This window comes from Ferruginibacter paludis (genome assembly GCF_030409685.1).
Lineage (GTDB): Bacteria > Bacteroidota > Bacteroidia > Chitinophagales > Chitinophagaceae > Ferruginibacter > Ferruginibacter paludis.
This window is the reverse complement of sequence record NZ_JAUFQJ010000006.1, coordinates 521,552-545,565: the sequence shown is the minus strand read 5'-3', so window position 1 is coordinate 545,565 and position 24,014 is coordinate 521,552. Positions and strand designations below refer to the sequence as shown.

General features: G+C 42.1%; 29 protein-coding genes. 8 read left to right on the top strand and 21 right to left on the bottom strand.

The features are described 5' to 3' along the window. Positions 1-2: 2 nt before the first annotated feature. Entirely contained in the window at positions 3-311 is a 309-nt protein-coding gene (locus tag QWZ08_RS12850) for a hypothetical protein (protein WP_290337825.1), read from the top strand. Positions 312-321: 10 nt separating this feature from the next. Then, a complete protein-coding gene (locus QWZ08_RS12845) occupies positions 322-519 on the top strand; it encodes a YgaP family membrane protein (protein ID WP_290337824.1) in 198 nt (65 codons plus the stop codon). Between the two features lie 515 nt (positions 520-1,034). Here the strand turns inward: QWZ08_RS12845 and QWZ08_RS12840 are convergent. The 6 genes from QWZ08_RS12840 to sqr all read right to left on the bottom strand — a co-directional run bounded on the left by QWZ08_RS12840 (position 1,035) and on the right by sqr (position 4,110). Next, positions 1,035-1,343, bottom strand: coding sequence for a rhodanese-like domain-containing protein (locus tag QWZ08_RS12840; protein WP_290337823.1), 309 nt, complete (start codon positions 1,341-1,343; stop codon positions 1,035-1,037). Between the two features lie 68 nt (positions 1,344-1,411). After that, entirely contained in the window at positions 1,412-1,621 is a 210-nt protein-coding gene (locus QWZ08_RS12835) for a DUF6132 family protein (RefSeq protein WP_290337822.1), read from the bottom strand. Then, positions 1,605-1,841, bottom strand: coding sequence for a hypothetical protein (locus QWZ08_RS12830; RefSeq protein WP_290337821.1), 237 nt, complete (start codon positions 1,839-1,841; stop codon positions 1,605-1,607). The genes QWZ08_RS12835 and QWZ08_RS12830 overlap by 17 nt, the downstream gene beginning before the upstream one ends. Positions 1,842-2,041: 200 nt before the next feature. Then, a complete protein-coding gene (locus QWZ08_RS12825; RefSeq protein ID WP_290337820.1) occupies positions 2,042-2,524 on the bottom strand; it encodes a DsrE/DsrF/DrsH-like family protein in 483 nt (160 codons plus the stop codon). Positions 2,525-2,548: 24 nt separating this feature from the next. Further along, complete coding sequence (locus QWZ08_RS12820) at positions 2,549-2,857, bottom strand: TusE/DsrC/DsvC family sulfur relay protein (protein WP_290337819.1); 309 nt, start codon at positions 2,855-2,857, stop codon at positions 2,549-2,551. An 11-nt stretch (positions 2,858-2,868) separates the two neighbouring features. Beyond that, on the bottom strand, positions 2,869-4,110 hold the full coding sequence (gene sqr, locus QWZ08_RS12815) for a type III sulfide quinone reductase, selenoprotein subtype (protein ID WP_290337818.1): 1,242 nt from the start codon (positions 4,108-4,110) through the stop codon (positions 2,869-2,871). Between the two features lie 1,063 nt (positions 4,111-5,173). Here sqr and QWZ08_RS12810 point away from each other — a divergent pair. After that, positions 5,174-6,856, top strand: a complete 1,683-nt coding sequence (locus tag QWZ08_RS12810) for an FAD-dependent oxidoreductase (protein WP_290337817.1) — start codon at positions 5,174-5,176, stop codon at positions 6,854-6,856. Positions 6,857-6,867: 11 nt separating this feature from the next. Here QWZ08_RS12810 and QWZ08_RS12805 read toward each other — a convergent pair whose 3' ends face one another. The 6 genes from QWZ08_RS12805 to QWZ08_RS12780 all read right to left on the bottom strand — a co-directional run bounded on the left by QWZ08_RS12805 (position 6,868) and on the right by QWZ08_RS12780 (position 11,901). After that, positions 6,868-7,461, bottom strand: a complete 594-nt coding sequence (locus QWZ08_RS12805) for a class I SAM-dependent methyltransferase (protein WP_290337816.1) — start codon at positions 7,459-7,461, stop codon at positions 6,868-6,870. 45 nt (positions 7,462-7,506) lie between these two features. After that, a complete protein-coding gene (locus tag QWZ08_RS12800; RefSeq protein WP_290337815.1) occupies positions 7,507-7,947 on the bottom strand; it encodes a rhodanese-like domain-containing protein in 441 nt (146 codons plus the stop codon). Between the two features lie 187 nt (positions 7,948-8,134). Beyond that, positions 8,135-8,569 (bottom strand): DUF983 domain-containing protein, encoded by a 435-nt coding sequence (locus QWZ08_RS12795; protein WP_290337814.1) that lies wholly within the window; start codon positions 8,567-8,569, stop codon positions 8,135-8,137. Between the two features lie 163 nt (positions 8,570-8,732). After that, a complete protein-coding gene (locus tag QWZ08_RS12790; RefSeq protein ID WP_290337813.1) occupies positions 8,733-10,151 on the bottom strand; it encodes an MBL fold metallo-hydrolase in 1,419 nt (472 codons plus the stop codon). A gap of 121 nt (positions 10,152-10,272) precedes the next feature. Further along, positions 10,273-11,088 (bottom strand): sulfite exporter TauE/SafE family protein, encoded by an 816-nt coding sequence (locus tag QWZ08_RS12785; RefSeq protein WP_290337812.1) that lies wholly within the window; start codon positions 11,086-11,088, stop codon positions 10,273-10,275. A 189-nt stretch (positions 11,089-11,277) separates the two neighbouring features. After that, a complete protein-coding gene (locus QWZ08_RS12780; protein ID WP_290337811.1) occupies positions 11,278-11,901 on the bottom strand; it encodes a DUF4294 domain-containing protein in 624 nt (207 codons plus the stop codon). 324 nt (positions 11,902-12,225) lie between these two features. Here QWZ08_RS12780 and QWZ08_RS12775 point away from each other — a divergent pair, with 324 nt between their 5' ends. Continuing rightward, positions 12,226-13,035 carry an alpha/beta fold hydrolase gene (locus QWZ08_RS12775; protein WP_290337810.1) on the top strand — a complete coding sequence of 270 codons (810 nt, stop codon included), beginning with the start codon at positions 12,226-12,228 and terminating at the stop codon, positions 13,033-13,035. A 33-nt stretch (positions 13,036-13,068) separates the two neighbouring features. Here the strand turns inward: QWZ08_RS12775 and QWZ08_RS28205 are convergent, their stop codons facing one another. Continuing rightward, a complete protein-coding gene (locus tag QWZ08_RS28205) occupies positions 13,069-13,134 on the bottom strand; it encodes a hypothetical protein (RefSeq protein ID WP_353960487.1) in 66 nt (21 codons plus the stop codon). A 776-nt stretch (positions 13,135-13,910) separates the two neighbouring features. Here QWZ08_RS28205 and QWZ08_RS12770 point away from each other — a divergent pair. Further along, positions 13,911-16,076 carry a T9SS type A sorting domain-containing protein gene (locus tag QWZ08_RS12770; RefSeq protein ID WP_290337809.1) on the top strand — a complete coding sequence of 722 codons (2,166 nt, stop codon included), beginning with the start codon at positions 13,911-13,913 and terminating at the stop codon, positions 16,074-16,076. Between the two features lie 64 nt (positions 16,077-16,140). Here QWZ08_RS12770 and QWZ08_RS12765 read toward each other — a convergent pair whose 3' ends face one another. The 4 genes from QWZ08_RS12765 to QWZ08_RS12750 form a co-directional block, all read right to left on the bottom strand. Beyond that, the gene (locus QWZ08_RS12765) at positions 16,141-16,608 is read right to left on the bottom strand and encodes a YbhB/YbcL family Raf kinase inhibitor-like protein (RefSeq protein WP_290337808.1); all 468 of its coding nucleotides are present in this window, start codon (positions 16,606-16,608) and stop codon (positions 16,141-16,143) included. A gap of 290 nt (positions 16,609-16,898) precedes the next feature. Then, complete coding sequence (locus tag QWZ08_RS12760) at positions 16,899-17,501, bottom strand: alpha-ketoglutarate-dependent dioxygenase AlkB family protein (protein ID WP_290337807.1); 603 nt, start codon at positions 17,499-17,501, stop codon at positions 16,899-16,901. Then, positions 17,488-17,733 carry an Ada metal-binding domain-containing protein gene (locus QWZ08_RS12755; RefSeq protein ID WP_290337806.1) on the bottom strand — a complete coding sequence of 82 codons (246 nt, stop codon included), beginning with the start codon at positions 17,731-17,733 and terminating at the stop codon, positions 17,488-17,490. Before QWZ08_RS12755 ends, QWZ08_RS12760 begins: the two co-directional genes overlap by 14 nt. 43 nt (positions 17,734-17,776) lie before the next feature. Continuing rightward, complete coding sequence (locus tag QWZ08_RS12750) at positions 17,777-18,625, bottom strand: methylated-DNA--[protein]-cysteine S-methyltransferase (protein ID WP_290337805.1); 849 nt, start codon at positions 18,623-18,625, stop codon at positions 17,777-17,779. Positions 18,626-18,876: 251 nt separating this feature from the next. Between QWZ08_RS12750 and QWZ08_RS12745 the strand changes: the two genes are divergently transcribed. The 3 genes from QWZ08_RS12745 (at position 18,877) to QWZ08_RS12735 (ending at position 21,503) form a co-directional block, all read left to right on the top strand. Beyond that, positions 18,877-19,902, top strand: coding sequence for a glycosylasparaginase (locus QWZ08_RS12745; protein WP_290337804.1), 1,026 nt, complete (start codon positions 18,877-18,879; stop codon positions 19,900-19,902). 27 nt (positions 19,903-19,929) lie between these two features. Then, positions 19,930-20,655 (top strand): copper homeostasis protein CutC, encoded by a 726-nt coding sequence (locus QWZ08_RS12740; protein ID WP_290337803.1) that lies wholly within the window; start codon positions 19,930-19,932, stop codon positions 20,653-20,655. A 281-nt stretch (positions 20,656-20,936) separates the two neighbouring features. Beyond that, positions 20,937-21,503, top strand: coding sequence for a fasciclin domain-containing protein (locus QWZ08_RS12735; RefSeq protein WP_290337802.1), 567 nt, complete (start codon positions 20,937-20,939; stop codon positions 21,501-21,503). A 156-nt stretch (positions 21,504-21,659) separates the two neighbouring features. Here QWZ08_RS12735 and QWZ08_RS12730 read toward each other — a convergent pair whose 3' ends face one another. From QWZ08_RS12730 to QWZ08_RS12715, 4 genes are read right to left on the bottom strand one after another with little or no spacing between them, the layout of a single operon-like run. Next, positions 21,660-22,058, bottom strand: a complete 399-nt coding sequence (locus tag QWZ08_RS12730) for a group III truncated hemoglobin (protein ID WP_290337801.1) — start codon at positions 22,056-22,058, stop codon at positions 21,660-21,662. A gap of 1 nt (position 22,059) precedes the next feature. Continuing rightward, positions 22,060-22,506: a hemerythrin domain-containing protein gene (locus tag QWZ08_RS12725; RefSeq protein WP_290337800.1), complete on the bottom strand. Its 447-nt coding sequence runs from the start codon at positions 22,504-22,506 to the stop codon at positions 22,060-22,062. Positions 22,507-22,508: 2 nt separating this feature from the next. Then, positions 22,509-23,276, bottom strand: a complete 768-nt coding sequence (locus QWZ08_RS12720; protein WP_290337799.1) for an ABC transporter permease subunit — start codon at positions 23,274-23,276, stop codon at positions 22,509-22,511. Positions 23,277-23,281: 5 nt separating this feature from the next. Continuing rightward, a complete protein-coding gene (locus QWZ08_RS12715; protein WP_290337798.1) occupies positions 23,282-23,983 on the bottom strand; it encodes an ABC transporter ATP-binding protein in 702 nt (233 codons plus the stop codon). Positions 23,984-24,014: the final 31 nt, after the last annotated feature.

The window sequence follows — 24,014 nt, the reverse complement described above, 5'->3', positions numbered from 1 at the left end:
ACATGAAACTATTAATGGTAACATCCTTAAAGGAATACAGCGAACAGGTAGCCGCCATCTTTAAAAGCGCAGGCATCAGCGTATACAGCGCCACCGATACCGTCGGGTTTAAAGATGATTCAACCCATAGCCTGATGGATAGCTGGTTTGGCATGAGCGAAGCCCGCTTCGATTCTATCTGTATATTCTCTTTTACCGAAGATGCACGGGCACAGAAAGGTTTGCAACTGGTAAAGGATTTCAACAACCAACATCCGGGCGACTTCCCGATCAGGGCATTTGTATTGCCGGTAGAAGACTCATCTCATTAAAAGAAAAAAAATGAAAGAAAGAATTGTAAGAGCCGTAGCAGGCAGTTTTGTACTGATCAGTATTTTACTGGCTCATTATGTTGACATGCGCTGGATTTGGCTATCCGTGTTTGTAGGTGTTAACTTGCTGCAATCGTCGTTTACCAGGTTTTGCCCGTTGGAAATCATCCTGGATAAACTGGGAGTGAAGGAAAAAAAATGTTGCTGATTGTTTGGTCGAGCTCTGATAGCGAAGTGAATTGCCCTGCCTCCAACGGCAGGGCAATCATTCAACCGATATAGGCTTCAAACGGCAGTATGTTAAGATATAGTTGTACGGTTGGTGCAAAAAGTTACTGATGTCAGCCAAGATTTAAAACAACAGGCGACTTGGTAAAATAAACAGTCGGCGGCCTTAATATCTTTCTTATTAAGACCTGTGTTGGTTGCGTATATACTATCGCCAGTTGTTATTATTAGGTCTATACAGTCCCAATGCCCCTTCCTTCTGTTATGAAATTGACTTACCCTGTTTTCAGGTTGGGCAAATGATGATAAAAGTCTTCAGTGGGAATTTCAACAGTTAAATAAATTGGCCCTGTCATTTAGGGCTGGCTAATCGTTCGAACAAAAAAATCCGGGCTTTAGCCCGGATTTTTTTTGGGTTAATGCCCGGAAGCATATTATATTCTTCTGCCAATCCGTTGTCCTGAATAATTTCGCGAGCTATTGTTTGAAAGCCTGCTATACAAACTGGTTAATATAATCCAAGGTACCACCGTTGATTACATTGTTGAAACCGTGTTGATTTAGAATGGCTTTGGCCTGGCTGCTTCTTGCGCCGCTGCGGCAAAATACAATGATATTTTTTTTGTGTTGAAATGTTGCCAGTTCAGCTGCAATCCTGTCAAGCGGAACATTAACGGAACCCTTTACATAGCCTTCTGCAAATTCTGCAGGTGTTCGTACGTCTGCTAAAAAGGCGCCTTCTTCGATCATTGTTTTTAAATCAGCGGTTGCGCCGCTGCCGGAAGTGTTGGATAAAATTTCCATGGTATTGATTTTTATTTTTATGATGTTGTTGACTTTTGAATATTGACAATTGACTATGTCAACGGCAATTATTTTCTCCCAACTGGCTCAGATTTTTTAAAAAGACTTAACAGCAATGCGCCCATCATCGCGCCATACAATGTGCTGTTGAGCGGTTTGGAAGTAATAGGGCAGGTTCCTGAAGAACAGCCTACGAATTTCCAGTACATAAATCCACCAACGGCACCAATTGCCGCACCGATAATATAAAGCAAATTGTTGCTACACCACTTCTTCATAGCTGATTTCTTTTTCAGGTTCGGTAATTTTTTTTGTACGTGTATAGCAGTTTCCTGTGGCGCAGCACCCTATATTGAATAGAGGCATTGCCGTAAACCAAAGGCCCGCTATTCCAAAAAGAATGTCCCTGGCAATAATGGCCTGAACCAATATGGCAATACCGGCTACCAGCCGCAATACGCGGAAAATGTTCCAGTTTTGTAAGCTTAATTTTTTCATACTAATTTTTTATGCATGTTGCTCTGACAATGCAATATTACGAAGGGATAACAGGCCATTTGGTAACAAAGGTTACAAATGCAAAACATCCGCACGGGGCGGATGTTATACTAAAGCCTGTGGATACAGCGGCCTGCTATCGTTTTTAACAGGAAGGTAAAATCTACTGCTTAGCAACGGTAAATCAGGGCCTTTTGATTTTAAACGAAAAGCATGTGTGTACCAAGGCCACTACCTTGTTTATAGAAATCGCCAACGGTAATTACACCATCCAGGTCATCAATCATGTCTTCTTTTTTGTAATGGAACATTTCCATAGCCAGTTTACAGGCCCACAATTTTACACCGGAAGCTTTCAGGATCTCCAAAAATTCATGTACATCGGGCATATCAACTTTTTCCATTTCTTTTTTCATCATGTTGGTAGCAAGCGCTTCCATTCCGGGCAGACCGCCCAGCATGGTTGGCATGTGCATGGCAGGGTTACCAACGGTAGCCACATGCAGGTGTTCCAGTTTCTTTTTATGAACTGCTTCCAGTCCAAAGAAGGTGAAGAACATCTCTGCTTCTATGCCTTCCATTCTTGCGCCATTGGCCAGTACAAATGCGGCGTATACATTTTCCAGTGTGGCCTTGCTCAAAATGATCATCATCTTTTTTATCTCGCCATTAAATTCATTCATGGTAGCTTTTTTATCAGTTTATAATTAAATGCAGCTGGCAGGCTTGGGTATACCGGCAATTTTAGTGGCCGTTTTTAGAGGAGCATTGGGAAACAAGGCGTAAAATTCCTTGATGTCTACCACGCCGCTTTTACCAATTTTGCGAATGCTAAGCGGAGATTCCTTTTTAAATTCGTCCTGCAGGTAACTGATCACTTGCCAGTGACGGGGTGTCAGTGTAATATTGACTTCTTTAGAGATGGCTTCTCCAATATTTTTATCCCATTGAGTGAAGTTGGTGAGATATCCTTCTTCATTTACACTGATTGTTTTTCCTTCGATAATCTTTTCCATATAATTGTTTTTTAAGTAGCGCTAAAATGTTTTCCGGATTCCTGCATAGTGGCGGATACAAAAGGGATATGTGTTCCCCTAAGCAACACATTCCAGTAAATCCATTTAAAAGCCAGCTTGCCCATATGGTTCATCCTGCTTTCTTTTAATAATCTTAAAGGGCCGATACCAGCGAAGGGAAACTCGCCTTCAACCGGCTCGTGGGTGTAATTAAAATCTATCAGCAAGGCCTTACCGTTGCCTGTTTCTATAAAACAATTGGCATGGCCGTCAAATTCTTCTTTCAGTGGTTCGCCTTTAATAAAGTGTTTTATATTCTCTGTAAGAATCTCTGCTTCAAAATGCGCTACCGAGCCGGCTTTGGAAGCGGGTATATTGCTTGCATCGCCCAGCACAAAAATATTCGGATATGCCTGCGATTGCAGGGTGGCCTTGTTGGTGGGTATATAGTTCAGGTCGTCCCCCAGACCGCTTCTTTCCATCAGCTCATCTCCTTTATTGGTCGGTACGGTTACCAGCAGGTCGAATGGAATTTCGCGTCCGCCATAATCTATAATTTTTTTATTCTCATTGTCAACTTCAGCAATAGCGAAATCACTTTCGATGGTGATATTTTTTTCGTGCAGCAGGTGGTCGAGCGCAGCGGTGGCTTTAGGTTTGGTAAAGGCGCCGCTTAACGGCGTTACATAGGTAATGTCCACTTTTGAACGCATATCTTTATGTTTAAAGAACGAGTCGGCTAAAAAAGCGAATTCAAGAGGTGCGACGGGGCATTTAATCGGCATTTCGGTGATGTGTACCACCAGGCGGCCACCTTCCCATTGCCGTAATTTATCCCGCAATGCCAGGGCGCCTTCAAAAGTGTAAAAATCAAACACCGACTGTTGCCATTCTTTTCCTTTCATTCCTTCTGTCTCTTCAGGGGCTATTTTTGCGCCGGTGGCTACAATCAGTAGCTCGTAGGGTAACTGGTCGCCATTTTCCATTTGTACCAGGTTGCCTGCCGCGTTGATCTTTTCAATTTTACCGCTGAGGAGTTGTACGCCTTTTGGGATAAAATCTTTTATTTCTTTTACTATTTCTTCCGGCTCGTACATATCAAATGGTAAAAACAAATACCCTGGCTGGTAATAATGTTTTTCCCGTTCGTCGATAATGGTAATATCCCATTCTTTTTTATCCAGTTCGTGATGCAGGTGGTTAGCCATCATGGTTCCGGCGGTACCTGCTCCTAATATGACTATTTTTTTCATGGCTGTTGTATAAATGGTGTTCGGTTATAGATTGTAGTGATGAAGTGTATTTGTGATGAATTGCTGTATCATAATGGTAGCATAAAATTAGTGGGTGGCAAATGGGGGGAGTGTAACTTTTATTACATAAACCTGCATAATGATGAAGCTCATGCAACGGTATGACGGCAGTTAGTACGCTTTTACCAACGATGAAAAAGCAAGGTTAGATTATGCCCGAGCAAAAATATCAAGCACGGGAATGATTGTTAGATGGTAAATATTAACTGCTTACTGCTGTACTGGTTTTACTTTGCAAAACAACGATACCGGTACGACCACTCTCACAAAAGCCTTTTATTTTTTTCTTGAAAATTGGTTTAACTGCGGACAAGGGGGAAGCTAAAAAAGAGTTTTGCAGATTATACAAAGCCATGCTGAAAGACGACCTGCAAAAGCGAATCAAAATATAAAAGGAATAATCCGTTTGGCGTGTTGCCGTAATTTGTATAGGCTTGGAATTTGCTGGTTAGCATCGCTTCTTCCCAAAAAATTTTACTATCAGCACAATCGCTAGTGTCAAGACTATGGCTAATCTTGCCCAGGTGAAGTTTAACAACAGCAAGCCCGTTGCTGTTGTTATAACAGCGGTGTACATGGGATGCCGGAGGTATTTGTCTGAGGCGTTATCAACCAAAACTGCATCGGCCACAGGTACAGCACAGCGGGTAATTTACTTTTTTGCATGGTTACAATGGCCATAGCGCCAATGATATTCAACAACAAGAAAGAAGGCAGCTGTGAAAGCGAAAGCGGGTTTAACAATAGTTAGCAGCAGCCAACCGATCAGTATAAATCGCAGCGAAATAAGTTCGGCTGATTTTATATGGTCTTTTAAGATGCCCGTTTTTTTAATGTTGAAAATTACGCAGATTAGCCTGGGTTTAAAAATAACCCGAAGTTTTGTTTGTAATCATATGCCGGATAAAATCATTGCCTGCTGCAACCCGAAACGGTAACTTATGTTACAGTATAAATTGTGCCATTGAACTTCCTTTGCTACAGAGTAACTAAAATTACAACAATGCAATACATTATTATTGGCGGAGTAGCCGGAGGTGCCAGTACCGCAGCCCGTCTCAGGCGGTTGGATGAACATGCTTCCATTATTTTATTTGAGAAAGGTGCCTATATTTCCTACGCCAATTGCGGACTGCCTTACTATATTGGCGATGTAATTACAGAGCGCAATAAATTATTTGTGCAAACTGCCACTTCTTTTAAGCAACGTTTTAATATTGATGCCCGGGTATTGAGCGAAGTAATTGCGATTAACGCGGAAATGAAATTTGTTACAGTAAAAAATTTGATAACTGGGCAAGTTTATAATGAAAAATATGATAAACTCGTGCTTTCACCTGGAGCATCACCTGTTCGTCCGCCATTGCCGGGTATTAACAGCAAAGGCATTTTTACTTTACGCAATGTAACCGATACAGACGCCATTAAAGCTTACGTTGAGCAATTTCCAAACGGTAAGGCACTCATCATCGGTGCCGGTTTTATTGGCCTGGAGATGGCCGAAAACCTGCACCGGCTGGGCATGCAGGTGACCATTGTTGAAATGGGCGACCAGGTACTGGCACCGACAGATTTTACTATTGCGGCCATTGCCCAGCAACATATCCGTAGCAAAGGGGTAGGGCTTAAATTAAAAACGGCTGTTACAGGGTTTGAACAACATGACAATGGGTTAACAGTTTTATTAAAAAACCAGGAACCCATTGAGGCAGATGTGGTGATACTTTCTATTGGTGTAAAGGCGGACACAAAACTGGCAACTGATGCAGGTCTGCAATTAGGATCCGCCAAAGGAATTCTGGTGAATGATTATTTACAAACTTCTGATAAAGACATTTATGCCGTGGGCGACGCAATTGAATTTATCAATCCTATCACCAGACAAACCATGCCCACCTATCTTGCAGGCCCGGCCAATAAACAGGGCAGAATTTGCGCCAATAACCTGGTGGAAGGAAATCACCAGCGGTACCATGGTTCTGTAAATACAGCCATCGTGCAATTGTTTGATGTAACGGTAGGGGTTGCCGGAGTAGCGGCTAAACACCTGGCGGCCGCGGGCATTCCGCACCTGGTGTCGGTAACGCACAGTGGTGCTCATGCCGGCTATTATCCCGATGCGGAACAAATGAGTATTCAAATTGCTTTTTCGCCAACCGATGGCAGGTTGCTGGGCGCACAGGTAATTGGCAAAGATGGGGTAGACAAAAGAATTGACATCCTGTCGTCTGTAATACAAAGAGGAAGTACAATTTATGAACTTGCCGAGTTTGAGCATGCGTACGCACCGCCCTATTCATCTGCAAAAGACCCCGTAAACATGGCAGGTTTTGTTGCCGAAAATATACTGCAGAAAAAGCTGTTTGTTGTGCCGTGGACGGCTGCCAATTCCTTAAGTGAAAAGGATGTGTTAATTGATGTCCGGGATGCCAATGAATTTGCCGAAACACATATACCCGGCGCCATTAATATTCCTGTTGATGATTTGCGGGGCAGACTGGATGAACTGGATACGGATAAAGCGATTTATATCTATTGTCATATTGGATTAAGAGGATACCTTGCGCAGCGCATTTTGTTGCAGAATGGATTTAAAAAACTGTTTAATATTTCCGGCGGATTTAAACTGTGGAGTGCCTGTAATGAGGAGTATGCCTTATTGGATGATCAGCTGGCAGCTGTTTGAAATGGGCAATTCTATTTGCCTGCAACCAGGCGTATGATGTCGCCCATGCCGCTGTGGTGTCCACCTTCCTGCAAATGAGTCTTTAATGTTTCAAGCAGTTCAATTTTTGTGTTATTGAAATCCTGCTGCAGCATTTTGATGGTATACAACATGGTTTCATCTTTAGGTCCGCCGCTTGTATTGTTTAGCTGCAGGGGATTAAAGGCTTCCAGCATAATAATACCGCCCGGCTTTACGGCCGTTATACAACGTTGATGAATGTGTGTTCTTATGGCAGCTGGAAAATGAGCATATATCAACGCAATGGCATCATATTGGTTTTCACCAAAATTATATTCCATCGCATCAGCCACCTGGTAGTTAACCTGCACGTGTTTTGATGCAGCCAGTTGCGCACATTTTTCTCTTCCTTTCTCACTTTGATCAAAAGCAAATACCTGCCAGTTCAGGGTTGCAGCATATACTGCATTGCGGCCTTCTCCTTCGCAGGGTAGCAGTAATGTACCAGGTGGCAATATGTCTATGCGGGCTTTGAAAAATTCGTTTGGCGATGTGCCATATACAAATTCATCAGCCGAATAACGTTCATCCCAAAATGATTTCATTTGGCAAAATTAACAACGTAGTGCAATAGGAAAAAAAAGTGGGTGTTAATGTTTTGCAGATGAGCAGGAACACGCATGTGCCTGTAACTTGCCCGTGCCGGAACTGCAGCAACTGATCGATGCCGGTGCAGCCCCAGCTACGGAACGATCGCCTTTGGCAGGGAAACCTTTATGCACCCAGCGTATAATACCGTGCTTCATGTTCACCACTTTTTCAGGATCGTAACCATTGTGTATCAAAAATCCTGCGGCCTGCAAACTTCTGGCTCCGCTACGGCATACCATCACCAGCGGTTGGTCAATTGGTAATTCGGTATAGCGCATGCCCAACTCGCTCATGGGAATATGTACAATGTTGGTTACGTCATACGCCAGTTGTGCTATTTCATCCGCTTCCCGTACATCTACTAAAATGGCGCCTCTTTTCATCCACACCTGTGCCGTGGATGGGCAAATTTCATTTACAAATATCTCTTCGTTTTCCATCGTGTTGAAATAAATATCAGTGATTTTTTATGAAGGCAAACTTAACAGCGATTCATTTTTTGGAAGGTGACCAATATCACAAATAAAAAAGACTGATATCAGGTTTTTAAAGCCTGCATATCAGTCAGTCAAACACTCAAAAACCATCTATAAAACACAACAAAGTAAGCTATTGTGTAAGTCGGTGTCAGCCTGTAATTTCCATCTGTTCTTCAATTACGCGGTCAGTTTCTGTTGGAGGAATGGTACGCCAGTTGGGATTGTATTTTACAAAAAAAGAGAGCCAGATAATCCTGGATAACCGCATGAGCCAACGCTGCAATAGTACCAGGAAAACAGCATTGCAACCCAGCCACCAGAATACCCGGTTATCATCAACCGAAAAACCGATCAGAACCCACCAGGCAACAAATGTTGATACAGAAATGGCTACAGTTAAGGCATAACTAACATAGCCGGAACCGATGTAAAACCCAACTTCAATTTCAGAGCGCTGCCTGCACTCCGGACAGCGTTTGTTCATTTTCATAAAGCCTTTTTTCCAGGCAGAGGATGTACAAAATAGTTCGCCGGTTCTGCAACGGGGACATTTATTTTTAAAAATGGCAGTAAGATAATTCATGTAAAATGGTATTGTATTGTTGGTTACAAAGATATTTTTGAGCGATCTTTTGTTTGGGTACTTTTGTTACATTCTATGAACACGAAAAAACAAAAGGCAACCGTTCGGCTACCTTTTGTTTTTATTGTATAGTTGACATAATTAAAGCTATCAACATATTATATTATTCAGCTTTCATTACTTTACTCTGGCAGACAAAATTTGTTTTGGGAACCGCCGTATTGCTGATTGCTTTAAACCCGCCGGCTACCTCGGTAAAGTTGCGGTAACCCCTGGCTTCTAAAATGCTGGCTGCAATCATGCTTCTGTATCCACTGCCGCAATACATAAAAAAGTGTTCCTTTGGATCAATGTCCTTTATCCAATGGTTGATATATGCCAGCGGCCTGTTGTAAGCATCCTGTACATGTTCAGCAGCATATTCAGCTTCTGTCCGTATGTCTATTACTTTGTCCTGGCTAAGGTTTACTTCCCTGGCAAAATCAGCAGTCGCAATTTGATCCACTACATCAGCTTCTTTACCGGCCTGCAACCATGCAGTAAATCCACCTTTTAAATAGCCCAGTATATTATCAAAACCAACCCTGCTTAAACGGGTTACAGTTTCTGCTTCTTTGCCTTCTTCTGTCACCAGTAACAAGGGATGTTTTACATCTGCCATCAGGGCACCTGCCCATGGCGCAAAGTCGCCATTTAAGCCAATATTTACAGACTGCGGAACAAAGCCTTTATAAAAAGCAGCGCTGTCTCTGGTATCTAAAATAAAGGCTCCGCTGCCATCAGCTGCAGCTTCAAATTCATCGGGGGTAAGTGCCTGCAGCCCCCTCTTCAATACACTGTCAAAACTTTCGTACCCTTTTTTATTCATCGCTACATTCAATCCAAAATAAGCAGGAGGTGGCAACAATCCATCAGTAACTGCTTTTACAAAAGCCGCTTTATTTGGTTGGTTCAATGCGTAATTAATTCTTTTTTGATTGCCTAAACTGTCTACCGTTTCTTTCATCATATTTTTACCACAGGCACTGCCCGCGCCATGAGCAGGGTACACAATTACATCATCTGCCAGCGGCATTATCTTTTTCATCAGGCTATCGTACAACATGCCGGCCAGCTCTTCTTTCGTCATGTTGGCTGCTTTTTGCGCCAGGTCGGGCCGGCCCACATCACCTAAAAAAAGTGTGTCGCCACTAAAAATGCAATAGTCTTTCCCGGTTTCATCTTTTAATAAAAAAGTGGAGCTTTCCAGTGTGTGCCCCGGAGTGTGCAATACCTTTATTATAATATCGCCCAGTTTAAAAAGTTCACCATCCTTTGCAGAAATACAATCAAACCCACAGGCAGCATTGGGTCCGTATACAATGGGGGCGCCGGTGGCCTTCGACAAATCAACATGACCGCTTACAAAATCTGCATGGAAATGTGTTTCGAAAATGTATTTCAGTTTCACGCCGTCCTTCTGCAGGCGGTTAATATAGGGCGCCGTTTCACGCAGTGGATCAATTATAGCAGCTTCTCCATTGCTGGTAATATAGTATGCGCCCTGTGCCAGGCAACCGGTATAAATTTGTTCAATTTTCATTCCTTCAATTTTTTATGATACAATGCAAATATGCTTTTTGTTTTACTAATTTTCAGTAACATTTGTTGCTTTCAAATAAGGGCAGGCAATCAGCCTTTAGACAAATCGCACCTCTGTTCAGTTAATGCACCGGGCTGGTAAAAAAGAGCTCTTTCATTAAAATATAAATTCCCATGAGTAACACAAACCAGCCAAATGCTTTTTTAAGCTTTACACCGTCTATTTTTTTAGCTAAAATGCCACCGGTAAAAATGCCTGCCACAGCAATTAAAGTTAGTGTAATTAAAAAATGCCAGTCAATATTGAAATGGCCTATATCGCCGGTAAAACCAATTAAGGAGTTCAGCGCAATAATTAAAAGCGACGTGCCGACGGCCTTTTTCATAGGCATTCTTAACAGCAGCACCAACGCTGGTATCAGTAAAAATCCACCACCCGCGCCGAGCAAACCGGTGGTTAGGCCTACCGCAACACCAAACAATAGCAATTTTATTAATGGAACCGGTTCTGCTGCATCAGCTGTAACAAGTCGTGTTTCATTAGCCTTATTTTTTATCATCGCAATGCTGGCTGATAGCATTAATACAGCAAACAATACCATGATAGCCATAGATTGAGTAAAGTGTATTTGCTGATTGGAAAAAAGCACTTCAGGTATTGCCGGCAATATTATTTTTCTTGTTACAAAAACCGTTGTAATTGATGAAAGGCCGAACAACAGGGCTGTTTTTACATCAACAAAACCACGCCGGTAATTATTAGCAGCCCCGGCTATGGAGGTAGTGCCCACGATAAAAAGCGAGTAGGATGTGGCCAGCAAAGGGTTTACGCCCATGGCATATACCAGTATTGGTACCGTTAAGATAGAGCCTCCTCCGCCAATTAATCCCAGGGAAATGCCCACTAATGCCATTAAAAAATATCCAGCTATAATCATGTGAAATATATAGCTGCAAAGTTGGTGTGTGTAAAAGTATATATCTGTAACAAAGGTTACACTAAAGGCAATTGCCCCGGCAGAAGCGAAAGGAACGATGTGCTGAAAGATGAATTACGGCGAGAAATAGATGCCGCACTGTTACGGGAGCAGTTGCTATTGTTAATTGAGATTTTTCAGCGAGCGGGATTAGCCTCTGAAGCCATACATTCTTTCTACTTCCTGCACAATTTTTTCCATATCAGCATCGTCTCCGGATCGGTCATACGCCTGCTTGAGGCTGCTGCCAAAAAAGAAGGCAATGGTTTGATAAAAGCGGGCGTCGAATGCGCCTTTATATTCCTTTATAATCTCGTAACAGTTGTTACCGGTTTCCCGGTTAATCAATTTCATCAGCACTTTTCCCTGGTAAACCGATAAATTGGTAAGCGGGTCAGTAAACTCTTTTTTTAATTCCTTTTCCCGTGAGCGGATACATTTTTTTCGCTCTCCCTTATCGGTAATATTTACGAGGCGGGCATTTAATTCATTCATTATTTTACCCGCCCTCCTGGCATAAGGATAAGTAACATACACTGCATTACGTAACCTGGTCCATTTAGCAATAGCCTTCATATGCGCTTCATCATACCATGATCTGATCAGCAAATCCTGGAATGTTTTGGCTTCGATGGTATCACCGTTATAAATAACTGCAGCCGAAACGATCGTATCATTTATGCTACTCTGCGCATATGCCTGATTGTTATCAGCGGAAAAAAATGCGGCTACAATAAGCAGCAGAATGATTTTATATGTAACTGTACGGCTCATTAAGAAAGTAAATTTACATGTTTGCACTGATGCAGCCATTTTTTTGATGCCGGTTGATTAGGTTTGTGTGCAGCTGAAAACAGTACCGCCTGTATTGCTGGTTTCTTTTGAATGGTTTATTTAAACAACCCGCCTGCAGACCCGGCGCAGTTAAGTTGATGTGTTGATAAATTTAACTCAAAAACAGTTGGCAGATTGCAACACAATGGTTAAAAAATGGCCAATTGTTAACAACATTTCGTAATTCGTATAATAAAGCTACGCAGCAAACCGGCTCCGGGTTTTTGGTATAGTTTTTTTACATGTATCCCAAATGTTACGATTATGAAAGAAACAAAAAGAAACAATCCTGCCGTTAACTGGCAGATAAGTGGAACCGGCGATGTGGTACTGTTCTTTGTACACGGCGCTTTTACTGATCAGTCGTACTGGACAAAGCAAGTTGCGTATTTTGACCGCAAGTATACGGTGGTGACGATGGATTTACCCGGACACGGGAAATCAGGGAAGGAACGTACCCAGTGGGATGTAGAGAATTTTGCGGAAGATGTGAGTTTTGTAATACAGCAACTGAATTTGAAAAATGTGGTTTTAATTGGTCACGGCTTTGGCGCCAACATTAACTTAATGGTGGCTATTCAACATCCGGCACATATCATAGGCTTCATAGCAATTGATAGCTTTAAAAATGCAGGAACGCCGTTATCACCTAACTACCAGCAGCAGGCCGATGCCATTATCGAAAACAGTATAAAGGACTTTCCCGGTACTATGGAACAATATGCACGCGTGGCCTTGCTAAGACCCAGCACACCTTCCCGTATAAGCGAGCGTGTTATAAAAGACTACCGGCATGCCTGGCAACAAATGGGTGCAGCGGTGATAAAGGCAGAATTTGAAAAAGATCAATTGGAAAAAAGGTTATTGCCCGGGCTGCAGCCGAACCTGCACCTTATCAACGCAGACTATACGCCTACTAACGAAGCTGCTTTAAAAAACCTGGTAAAAAGTGGATACGATTTGGCAGTGATAAAAGGAACCAGCCATTTTCCTATGATTGAAAATCCTGCCGAATTGAACAGGTTGTTAGAGTTGGCTATATATAAAATTGAGCATGCCGATGCGGTGTACTGAGCAGCGATTGATGGTAAGAGCTGATTGATAATATTATTTTCCGATTTTTTTTCGGTGCTGTAATCCCCAAAGCCTGAATTCATCAATTACTTTTTCCAGCGATTTGCCGTGCGGTGTAATGGAATACTCAGCTGTGGGTAGAAAGCTGTCGTCAAAGGTTCATTTAACGAGTTTGGTTAACTTAAGGTCTTTTAATTTTTTTGCTTAGCATTTTATCAGTGATGCCTTTTACCTCTTTTGATATCTGGCCAAACCTTTAGTGCCAAATGAAAGAGCAGTGTAATTTGCTATATGCATTTATGATTTCCAAACGCATTTCTTGTGCCCGCCATTCCACGGGTAATGAAAGAGTGGGGCTATGCCGGCGTGGCATTTTATTTATCTTCGCAACAATAGTACATTATAAGATCCGCTACAAGTGGTGGTAACACCATTGGTTATTTAAGCGTATTGTTTTTATCGCACCTGTATTTTAATAAAATAATACAGCTAAGTACAACTGGTTGATCACCCACGGCTGGGCAGAGCCTTAACAACCCTCCTTGTTACAATCCGCTCAGTTGTTGCCTTATCCCAGCAATAATTTAATGGAGCTGGCCGAATCTTCAGCTTAAACAGGTTTTATTCTTCCACCTTCCCGGAACTTTTTCATAAACGATTTTTGCCATTTCGTGATAACCTCACCTCTAATCATATAAACTTTTATGGCCTATTTTAAACCATGCCTTTTTTAATTGTCGCGGCAAGTTTTAAGAAAAAGCATCCCCGGCTCGATGGAATTCGCTTCTGCATGGCTTTATTATTATAATAATGTAATAAAACAACTACAATATGCGTTAGTTATCCACAATCCATAATTGTAAAATTCTCTATCTATGTGTAAACCCTTAAAATATTGGTGCATTGCCATGTTTGCAACGCTGCAAATTAGTGCTGCTGATGCGCAAACACAATTGGAATTCGATGCAGCCAGTTATCCTTCGCCTCCATTGGGACCGTCCGTTGCCAGTCAATCGGCGCAATTGTTGAAAAATACTACAGGCGCCACCTTTGTTGCCTATGCACCAGCCATTACTGTCAGCGCTGCGTGGTCCGATCAGCAATACACCTCCGTTACAGGTATCACAACCGGAACCGGATCATGCTTCGGTGCTCAACTAAATGCTTCAGCAAAAACAGCATTGGCTGCGGATATTTTCGACAATCTTGGAAGTAAGTCTGCACCTGCTGCAGCCTTATTTACGTCCAGCCCTTTTGGTACTGCAGGTACAGGTATAGATACTGCTAACAATTATGGGTTTACCTGTTTTACCACAATTGAACCTTTGTATGCATCATCGAGTGTTACCAATGCCCGGTACTATTACAGCACACTTACCTTAACCTTCAGCCGTGCTGTTGATAACCCGGTGCTCCACCTTGCCGGTTTAGGAGGTACAGAAGGAACGCTTGGTTTCTCAACAGAATTTGAATTGCAAACAACTGGTGTAACGCTAAATAAATTATCCGGAACAGGTGTCTTTAATGTAACAGCAAATAAAATCCTGAACAGTGCTACGTCTATTTCCGCTGTTTCAGGAAGCAGCGCTGCTACAACCGGCGCCGCAAGTGGCAGTGTGAGGGTAACCGGAACAGGTATAACAACACTGGCTTTTAAAGTTTATCTGCGGGGTGATGGAAACGGAAGTACCTGGAGCAAGGCAACTGAATGGGGCGGCGACAGGTGGTTACTGGGTGTTTCAATGAGTACACCGGTTATTACGGGGACTATATTTCATGACGCTAACGGTTTATTGGGTACCCCGGTAAATACAATTGACGGTACAGGAACCAATATCTCCGGACAATTATTTGCCAACCTGGTAGATGGCGGAGGAAATGTTGTCTTAAGCAGTCCGGTCGCATCCGATGGAATCTACACCTTTCAGGATTTACTGCCATCAGCTTATCCGGCCCAATATAGTATCATCCTGAGCGATGCGGAAGGTACCCCGGGCACGGCAGCACCTGCACCCTCTTTACCTTCCGGCTGGATTAATACCGGTGAATTTTTAGGAACCGGAGCCGGAAACGACGGAACTGAAAACGGGATATTGTCAGGCATTACAATAGCCAATGCATCTGCCGTAAAATCGAACGCCAATTTTGGAATTGAACAACTGCCAAACACAACTCCTAAATTAAAGACATACGCATCCAATACGCCTGGTACCAGTTATACCGTACCAAGCCTTACCGGTACCGATCCTGAAGAAGGGGTGCTTGGAACAGGCAGTACATTTATGATCAATACACTGCCTGCCGGGGCCACGCTTTCCTATAACGCTGTTGCAGTTACAACTGGACAAACTATCAGCAATTTTACTCCGGCGTTGTTAACGATAGATCCGCTGGATGGAATACTGAGTACTTCTTTTACCTATGGCGCAATAGATGCCGCAGGGCAGGGAGATCAAAGCCCGGCAACTTTTACGTTAAACTGGAGTATCACGTTACCAATTACTTTGTTGGACTTTACGGCAAGTAAAAATCAAAAAACAACCTCATTAAAATGGGTTACCGGTGAGCAGGTAAATACAGGTTATATGGAGGTAGAGCGTTCTTCCGATGGTGTGCATTTTGAGCTGCTGCAAAGAATAAATGTAACACCAAACAGCAGCATGGTTAACAATTACAGTTTTACTGATGCACTTCCCGCAGCGGGCAAAAATTACTACCGGCTTAAATTGGTTAGCATAAATGAGAGTGTGCAATACAGCCAGGTGAAGCAGGTTTCGTTTGAGGCAACCGGTACAGTGTTAACCTATCCAAACCCGGTACAATCCCAACTGAAAATTACTTTATCAGACAGCTGGATTCACCAGACCGTAAAAATTGAATTATTTAATCAATTAGGCGAACGGGTGTTAAGCAAGCAGGTTAGTGATGCACCGCAAACACAAATTCTTGATTTGAATCGGCTGTCAGCAGGTTCGTATATCTTAAAATTAACCCAGCAGGATAATACCCCTGTAATAAGAAATATACAGGTAAAAAGATAGTTTGTTGTAGTGTATAATAACAGCAGTTGACTTGCTTAAATGCAAATGCAGCTGCTGTTTTTTTTTAGTATGCAGGCGGTTGCTCCCGTTTGGTATACCTGCCCATCAGGGTTCCCTGCGCCAGTATATACGGGCGCATGGCTTCCTGCAGTTTTCTTTTATCAGCGCCTATAGACAGGTCAAGACTGCGGTCCAGAGCGAACACATAAAAGAAGTACCGGTGTGTGCCGGATGGCGGACAAGGGCCATGGTAGCCCGTTTTGCCTGCACCATTTCTTCCGCTGATGCCGGGTATCCTGTCTTCTTCCACGATTCTTTCCGGCGGTATATTCCATACTATCCAATGATCAAATACGCCGTTGGGTGCATCCGGATCTTCTACTATAATGGCCAGCGATTGAGTGCCGAATGGAATGTTTTCTATGATTAAAGGCGGGTTCACTTCTTCACCATCGCATGTATACATAGCGGGAATATCGCCGCCATCCCTGAATGCATTACTGGTGATTTTTAAAGGTTTAGTATTTGTCATATTGCCAGTTAAGTTTGATGCTATTTGGTTTGTTTCAATCGATCCGGCTTAACCTGAACCAGTATAAAAATTATTCCGCTTTTGAAAACTGTTAATAAAAAGTAAGGATTGAAGCGATAATTACGTGAAAGGCCGATATGGCTGGTGAAACGAAAATTGTACGATGATTTAAATACTACAGATGTAGAACATTTTACTCTTTCAGCTTTACTGAAATTTCGTAAAGGGTATATTATTTCCATACAGCAGGAAAAAGATTGTGGATAGTGCCAGTGGAATTGGTAATAGGATTACAACACGATTGTTCTGAATGTCAGATTGATTCTCGCTTTCTTAATTATGCTTGTTTTTGGTAAGGCATGCAGCCAGTGGCTTTGCGTAGCCCCCTTCATTAAAAGCAGGCTGCCGGTCTCAAGCATTACGGAAAAAGTCTGCTTGCTTTTTTTATGTTTAAAAGAAAATTTTCTTTCGGCACCAAAGCTTATGGATGCAATAGCTGTATTTATTCCGAGCGATGTTTCATCGTCACTGTGCCAGCTCATGCCTTCGTTGCCATCATGGTACAAATTCAGCAGACAACTGTTAAAGGTTTCGCCGGTATGCTGTTGAGTGATTTTTTTTAATTCGAGTAATTCCTTTGTCCATACCAGCGCTTGCTTTGTGGTACCGGAATAAGTATAAGCATAATTGCTATCTCCATACCAGGCAGCTTTTCTTTTTGTGACGATGTGTTTGCCAAAAATAATCGCCTCATCATTTTTCCATTCGATGGTTTGCAGCAGGCAATCGTAGAAATGTTTTGCTTCTGAAAGCTTCAGCACTTTTCCATAATAATTTACTATGCCATCATAAGGCAAAATATTGCTGATCTTTTCTGTATTAAATAAGTCCATCTTTCCATTTTTTATAAGCAGCTTTCATACAATGCCCGCAAGGCCTGTACTGTTGCTGAATCGCTTCCTCTTCCGAACTGAAAAAAACACGGTTTATTTTGGTTAATCTTTTACCGGACAGGCACTGTAGTGTTCTATAAATTTTAAGTCGATTATTTCCACCAAAACAAATTGCCTTGTTTTTTATTCTTTGATGCAATTCCTTCGTGCTGATAGTTGCATGATAAAACATGAATAATGGCCGTTTTGTTGAATTATTTGTTGAAATGTGCACATTAATTTTCCTGTAGTGTCCTTGCAGCCTCCCAGCCAATGATGGCGGTCTTCCTCGTGCTTCCCCACATGTAACCACCGGTAAGCCCAGTTGATTGAATAACCCGGTGACAAGGAATCAAAAAGGCAACCGGGTTACTGCCAATGGCCGTGCCTACTGCTCTTGACGCCTTTGGCTTATCGATAATGGCCGCCACATTTCCATACGTGGATAACTGTCCTGCGGGAATTTTTAGCAACGCTTCCCAAACTTTTAATTGAAAATTAGTTCCCTTTAAATGTAGTTTTATATGGCTTAATTTACTCCAGTCGTGCTTAAAAATATACAGCGCATTTTGTTGTATCAAATCCGTCATTTGCCGGAGTTGCGCATTGGGAAACTGCGATTTTAAAAGAGTCAATGCTGCTTGTTCATCCTCAGCAAAAGCCATGTGGCAAATACCTTTTCCGGTAGATGCTACCAAAATATTACCGAACGGACTTTCAGCATAACTATAATTGATGGCAATGTTTTCACCGCCATTTTTATATTCGCCGGGAGTCATGCCTTCTATTTTTATAAAAAGATCATGCAGTCTGCCGGTGCCCGAAAGCCCTGTTTCAAATGCAGCATCCATCAGCGTTGATCCATTATTTTTTAATACCTGCCTGGCATGTTTAACACTGATATATTGTAAAAATTTTTTCGGACTAACACCTGCCCAATCTGTAAACAGGCGTTGAAAATGAAAAGGGCTTACATGTACATGAGCCGCTACCTCGTCCAGGTCTGGCTGCTCTTTAAAATACGTGTTGATGTATTCAATCGCTTCAGCAATGCGATTATAATTTATATTTTCCTGTGTTGACATTAGTTTTAATTTAGGTTACAAAACTAACCGGCTTTTATACACCCTGAAACCCGATACTTGCGGAATATTATGTATTACATATGCCGGCTAATTATGCTGATTAGTATGTGCTGCACATACATATCCATTTTTGCAAAACGTATAATGTTGTAATAATTAAATCCAGTTCAAAAGTAAAATAATCCATTGTACAAAAAGGTCAGTAACGTTGTTAATCCTTAATTTAGCACTTCAAGCAACAAAAGTTTTATATGTCTACACGCAGAAAATTTTTACAGAGTTCATTGATGGGGTCCGCCGCAGTTTTAACCGGCGAAAAATTAATGGCAGCGAAGCCGGTGCTGCATCAGCCGGTTTTAAATGAACCCATAGTTATCTCCACCTGGGATTTTGGCAAAGCCGCCAATGCAGGTGCATGGGAAGTATTGAAAAAAGGCGGAAGGGCAGTAGATGCGGTGGAAGCGGGTGTCCGTATACCAGAGGCCGATGAAAGTAATCAAAGCATTGGTTATGGTGGGTTGCCCGACAGGGATGGGAAAGTTACATTGGATGCCTGCATTATGGATGAATTTTATAATTGTGGATCGGTAATGGCGTTGGAACACATCATGCATCCCATTTCTGTAGCGAGGATGGTGATGGAAAAAACACCGCACATTATTTTAGCAGGAGATGGTGCATTGCAGTTTGCACTGGCCAACGGTTTTAAAAAAGAAAACCTGTTAACAGCAAAAAGTGAACATGATTGGAAGGAGTGGTTGAAGACAGCCAAATACGAACCGGTTAAAAATATCGAGAATCAGTTATACGATAAAAGCAAAGACCCCATGCCTGGCGGAATTAAAAATCATGATACCATTGGTATGCTGGCAATAGATGCAGCAGGTAATTTAGGCGGCGCATGCACAACCAGTGGCATGGCTTATAAAATTCATGGCAGGGTAGGAGATTCTCCCGTAATTGGTGCAGGTTTGTATGTGGACAATGAAGTAGGCGGCGCCACTGCTACTGGTGTGGGAGAAGAAGTAATACGCATTGTAGGCGGCCATTTAATAGTAGAATTAATGCGGCAGGGGTTAAGCCCCGAAGCTGCCTGTAAAGAAGGCTGCGAGCGCATTATAAAACGCAATCCTAAAAAGGCTAAAGATGTACAGGTAGGTTTTTTAGCCATGAATAAAAAGGGCGAATTCGGTGCATATTGTTTACAGAAGGGATTTACTTACGCCGTAAAAAGCAACAAGGAAGAAAAAATTTATACGGCCCCCAGCATTTATTAATATAACATTTTAATACCTCAACATATTATGACTCCAAAAGCTATTTTTGAAGTTTGTGCTTTTAATATTCAATCGGCTATCATTGCAGAAAATGCAGGCGCAGCAAGGGTTGAATTGTGTGATAACCCGGTAGAAGGGGGCACCACGCCAAGTTACGGTGCCATCAAACAAACGAGAGAAAAGATATCTATATTATTATATCCGATCATCCGTCCAAGGTCAGGTAACTATCTGTATGATGAAGATGAGTTTGAAATTATTCACCAGGATATATTGATGTGTAAGGAACTGGGTTGTGATGGCATCTCTGTTGGTGTGCAAAAAATTGATGGAGAAATTGATACCGACAGATTGAAGCAAATAGTTGAATGGGCACACCCCATGGGGGTTACCTGTAACCGTGCATTTGATGCAACGCCAGATCCGTTCAGGGCACTGGAAGATATCATCAGCACGGGTTGCGAAAGAATACTGACATCCGGCCAGCAATCAGGCGCACCCGAAGCTGGCGCTATTTTAAGCAAACTGGTACAACAGGCGGGCAACAGAATTATCATCATGCCCGGGGCCGGAATAAAATCTTCCAACATCACTCAATTAATGCAAGAATGCGGCGCCAGGGAATTTCACGGTTCTGCAAGAAAAGCAACCACCAACCCCATGCAGTTCGCCAATCCGCTGGTAACAGATTTTGGAAACGTGTACATAGCCGATGAAGAAGAAGTAAGAAAAATTATCGCCTGCCTGCAGTGATTTTTTTTGCGGCCAGGTGGTAACCCGTTTTTTATTCAAACTTATTCAGCAATAATCTGATTGAGGGCAAACTATATTCCTGAAATTTTAATACTATAAACGCTTTATCTCTAAAGGTACAAGTACAGGTATGCCCTATCATGCGCTTATCCACCAAAAGGCACATAAAAATGCTCCGGGGTAAAAAAGTAAGGACAATTTTTGCATTGTGATTGTAATCATAAAAGCACCATTTTTTGCAGGCTATTTTGTGTAAATTTTATCACTCAAAATATCATTTTATGCAAAGGATTTTATCAGCAATTATCGCCTGTTGTTTTTTTATAAGCTGTAACAACGGTACCGAACAAAAGCCAGCAGACACCGCCGCAGCTACACCAGCAGAAACAAAAGCAGGTCAGTCAGGTGTAAAGGATGAGCAGTCACAAAAAAATGTGGTACAGATAGCCATTGGCAGCAAAGACCATACAACACTGGTAACTGCCATACAGGCTGCAAGCTTAGTGGACGCATTGAGTAATGCTGGTCCATTCACTGTATTCGCACCCACCAACGAGGCTTTTAATAAACTACCCGCAGGCACTGTTGAGGGATTATTAAAACCAGAAAAGAAAGATGACCTGACCGACATTTTGCAATACCATGTTTCTGTCGGCGTATTTAAACCAGAAAGTTTTACAGAAGGCGAGGTAATAGGACAGGTGAATGGCGGCAACGTCACTCTTACAAAAAAAGATGGCAAATGGATGGTGAACGGCACGGCAACAATCATTGCCTCTATACCAGCATCTAACGGAATCATCCATGTGATTGATGGAGTTTTATTACCGCCACCGGCAGCAAAATAGCAAGGTCTGAAGATTTAAGAAATAATACAAAGCATACTGCAATCAAAAAGGCACTTCCAAAATGGAGTGCCTTTTTTGTGGCTGGCAAATGAAAAAGATTGATAAAATAAATAGATGAAAAACTGTTGAAATATTCAGTGATCTACGAAGATGGAATTAATAACTGCGCTCATTATCCCTGCGGCTGAATGAAATTTTTTCTTTGATGATGGTGGAAATGCTCAAGGCTTTTTGTTTAGCCAGCTCTGCATTTTTTCCTTTAAACAGTTCGTTCACAGTTGCGATAAATAATTTGTTCCACTGTTCAAAATGCGATGCATCTAACGGTGCGATATGGTGCAGGTGCTGGTGCAGGTTCATAGGGTTGCCCTGGTAGCTGCCGGTAAATAAAATAATGTTTTCCCAAAAGTCGTACATCACCGGTAAATGCCGTTGCCAGTTCACTTTGGCTACATCATTAAAAATATATCCGAGCTGCTGATCGGCTGCTATTTTTTCGTAAAAAGTATTTACTAATAATTCAATATCCGGTCTGCCCGCAATATCTTTTTTCATACTAGTTTTCTTGTGGTGATAAATAGCTGTTGATCTTATCCATTGTAGCTTCATTACACCATTCCTGCATCAGCGGAAAAAGCTCCCGTTCTTCTTTTCGGATATGAATCTCCAACGCTTTCCCGGTTGTATCCAAATGGTTTTCCAATGCTGGCTCAGCTGGAAAATTGCTGAACAACTGGTGCAGTTCCTGGTGTTCCCTGTAGATGGTTTGCACCAGCAAATCCAGCTGACCGTTGATGCCCGTTACCCATTGTAAAATATGTTCCTCGGCAGCAAAATGTGGTGCCAGTTCTTCTTTGTATACTTCTAATGCATAAGCCGCTTTGCCCGCAACGTCAGCTGGCAGGCCATTGTAGACCGGTGCATTTTTTTGCAACAGCCTTGCCAGTAAAAGGGCTCCATGGTGATCCCTCGATAAATGCGCTAATGATGGATGCCTTTTCATAATTATAAATCTTTAGTGTTGAATTTTCTTGTAGCATACCAAACAGGTAATGCAATCCATAAAAACAAGGCGGAAAATGAAAAAGCAATACCAATGTAGGTGCCAAAAAAATCTTTGAACACGGCGCCGGTATAGCCCATCATGGCAGATACATCCAGTTGCAGCAATATCAGTATCCGGCTCAGATCAATCGGGTTAAAAGCACTTACTGCAATCATTGGTTTTTCCATTGGGTAGTCTGCAAACTGAAACAGCAGGAACAATACAAAGCCATCAAACAATAAAGAAAAATACAGCCACAGCATAATTGCGGCTCCAATTCCTTTTGCCTTGTCCCTGGTTTTTACGGTGGCCAGCATGGCAATGGCAACAAAAATAATGCTCAGCAAAACACCGGTCAGTATCATGGTTAAACCAACCATATTGGCCTGGTAAATTAAAACAGGTATGCCTGCACCAATAAAAAATGCAATGGAAAGTGAAGTTGCCAAACCTGTAAATAAACTCAGCCAGATCGTTTTTCTTTTGAGAGGTTGACTTACCAGCAACTCAATAAACTCCGCACTGTTGTACACATAAATGGTAGCGAAAATAATACTCACCAACGGCACCACAATCAGTATAATATTAAGCAGGCTCAGCAAACCCTTGCTGCTGTTGTCTTCCAGGCTGAACACACTAAAAGAAGCAGCCAGCAAAAACAACGTATACACCAGCACAATTTTATTGCGCAGTATATCCGTGATTACATATTTTACAATTTTTTTCATAACGATTATTTTGTCATTACCCTTGCAATGGCTTTTGAAAGTTTGTCTTCACCGGTATCTGCTCTTAAATCATCAATACTTTTATGAAACAATAATTTTCCATCCTGCATGTATATAATTCTTGTCACCAAGTCATCCAGTTCACTTAAAATATGAGAGGTAATTAAAACCAATTTTCCTTTTTCTTTTTCTGCAATGATTTTATCTTTTAGTATTTCAGATGATACAGGATCAAGGCCCGCCGTAGGTTCGTCTAAAATAAGTACCGCGGGGTCAAACAAAAATGCGAGTGCAGCACTTACCTTCTGCCTGGTACCGCCCGACAAAGTGCGCATTCTTTTATTCAATAAACCCTGCAATGAAAATGATTTAATCAGGTCTTCATCCAGCGATGTTTTCTTATTCCGGATATCCTTCATCATGTTCAGCACGTGGCCAATGGTCATGTTATCGGGGTATCGTCCAATCTGCGGCATATAACCAATCTCATCGCGGTACTGCCAGTGATGCAAAATATTTTTATCCTTAAAAGTGATGAAGCCGCTATCCGGCACCACCATACCCAGGATGGATTTTATCAGCGTTGTTTTACCGCTGCCATTGGGGCCAATCAACGCAATGCATTCCCCTTTGTTACAAATGGTAGATACATTGTCCAGTGCTTTTAATTTGCCAAACTGTTTGGTAACATTGCTTGCAATAATCATAATCTTTTTTTTATTGGCCCGACTTGAGTGC

What these genes read in the sequence shown, in the direction of transcription:
- QWZ08_RS12850 (WP_290337825.1), top strand. Translation starts at nt 3, where the DNA reads ATGAAACTATTAATGGTAACATCCTTAAAGGAATACAGCGAACAGGTA.
- QWZ08_RS12845 (WP_290337824.1), top strand. Translation starts at nt 322, where the DNA reads ATGAAAGAAAGAATTGTAAGAGCCGTAGCAGGCAGTTTTGTACTGATC.
- QWZ08_RS12840 (WP_290337823.1), bottom strand. Translation starts at nt 1,343, where the DNA reads ATGGAAATTTTATCCAACACTTCCGGCAGCGGCGCAACCGCTGATTTA.
- QWZ08_RS12835 (WP_290337822.1), bottom strand. Translation starts at nt 1,621, where the DNA reads ATGAAGAAGTGGTGTAGCAACAATTTGCTTTATATTATCGGTGCGGCA.
- QWZ08_RS12830 (WP_290337821.1), bottom strand. Translation starts at nt 1,841, where the DNA reads ATGAAAAAATTAAGCTTACAAAACTGGAACATTTTCCGCGTATTGCGG.
- QWZ08_RS12825 (WP_290337820.1), bottom strand. Translation starts at nt 2,524, where the DNA reads ATGAATGAATTTAATGGCGAGATAAAAAAGATGATGATCATTTTGAGC.
- QWZ08_RS12820 (WP_290337819.1), bottom strand. Translation starts at nt 2,857, where the DNA reads ATGGAAAAGATTATCGAAGGAAAAACAATCAGTGTAAATGAAGAAGGA.
- sqr (WP_290337818.1), bottom strand. Translation starts at nt 4,110, where the DNA reads ATGAAAAAAATAGTCATATTAGGAGCAGGTACCGCCGGAACCATGATG.
- QWZ08_RS12810 (WP_290337817.1), top strand. Translation starts at nt 5,174, where the DNA reads ATGCAATACATTATTATTGGCGGAGTAGCCGGAGGTGCCAGTACCGCA.
- QWZ08_RS12805 (WP_290337816.1), bottom strand. Translation starts at nt 7,461, where the DNA reads ATGAAATCATTTTGGGATGAACGTTATTCGGCTGATGAATTTGTATAT.
- QWZ08_RS12800 (WP_290337815.1), bottom strand. Translation starts at nt 7,947, where the DNA reads ATGGAAAACGAAGAGATATTTGTAAATGAAATTTGCCCATCCACGGCA.
- QWZ08_RS12795 (WP_290337814.1), bottom strand. Translation starts at nt 8,569, where the DNA reads ATGAATTATCTTACTGCCATTTTTAAAAATAAATGTCCCCGTTGCAGA.
- QWZ08_RS12790 (WP_290337813.1), bottom strand. Translation starts at nt 10,151, where the DNA reads ATGAAAATTGAACAAATTTATACCGGTTGCCTGGCACAGGGCGCATAC.
- QWZ08_RS12785 (WP_290337812.1), bottom strand. Translation starts at nt 11,088, where the DNA reads ATGATTATAGCTGGATATTTTTTAATGGCATTAGTGGGCATTTCCCTG.
- QWZ08_RS12780 (WP_290337811.1), bottom strand. Translation starts at nt 11,901, where the DNA reads ATGAGCCGTACAGTTACATATAAAATCATTCTGCTGCTTATTGTAGCC.
- QWZ08_RS12775 (WP_290337810.1), top strand. Translation starts at nt 12,226, where the DNA reads ATGAAAGAAACAAAAAGAAACAATCCTGCCGTTAACTGGCAGATAAGT.
- QWZ08_RS12770 (WP_290337809.1), top strand. Translation starts at nt 13,911, where the DNA reads ATGTGTAAACCCTTAAAATATTGGTGCATTGCCATGTTTGCAACGCTG.
- QWZ08_RS12765 (WP_290337808.1), bottom strand. Translation starts at nt 16,608, where the DNA reads ATGACAAATACTAAACCTTTAAAAATCACCAGTAATGCATTCAGGGAT.
- QWZ08_RS12760 (WP_290337807.1), bottom strand. Translation starts at nt 17,501, where the DNA reads ATGGACTTATTTAATACAGAAAAGATCAGCAATATTTTGCCTTATGAT.
- QWZ08_RS12755 (WP_290337806.1), bottom strand. Translation starts at nt 17,733, where the DNA reads ATGTTTTATCATGCAACTATCAGCACGAAGGAATTGCATCAAAGAATA.
- QWZ08_RS12750 (WP_290337805.1), bottom strand. Translation starts at nt 18,625, where the DNA reads ATGTCAACACAGGAAAATATAAATTATAATCGCATTGCTGAAGCGATT.
- QWZ08_RS12745 (WP_290337804.1), top strand. Translation starts at nt 18,877, where the DNA reads ATGTCTACACGCAGAAAATTTTTACAGAGTTCATTGATGGGGTCCGCC.
- QWZ08_RS12740 (WP_290337803.1), top strand. Translation starts at nt 19,930, where the DNA reads ATGACTCCAAAAGCTATTTTTGAAGTTTGTGCTTTTAATATTCAATCG.
- QWZ08_RS12735 (WP_290337802.1), top strand. Translation starts at nt 20,937, where the DNA reads ATGCAAAGGATTTTATCAGCAATTATCGCCTGTTGTTTTTTTATAAGC.
- QWZ08_RS12730 (WP_290337801.1), bottom strand. Translation starts at nt 22,058, where the DNA reads ATGAAAAAAGATATTGCGGGCAGACCGGATATTGAATTATTAGTAAAT.
- QWZ08_RS12725 (WP_290337800.1), bottom strand. Translation starts at nt 22,506, where the DNA reads ATGAAAAGGCATCCATCATTAGCGCATTTATCGAGGGATCACCATGGA.
- QWZ08_RS12720 (WP_290337799.1), bottom strand. Translation starts at nt 23,276, where the DNA reads ATGAAAAAAATTGTAAAATATGTAATCACGGATATACTGCGCAATAAA.
- QWZ08_RS12715 (WP_290337798.1), bottom strand. Translation starts at nt 23,983, where the DNA reads ATGATTATTGCAAGCAATGTTACCAAACAGTTTGGCAAATTAAAAGCA.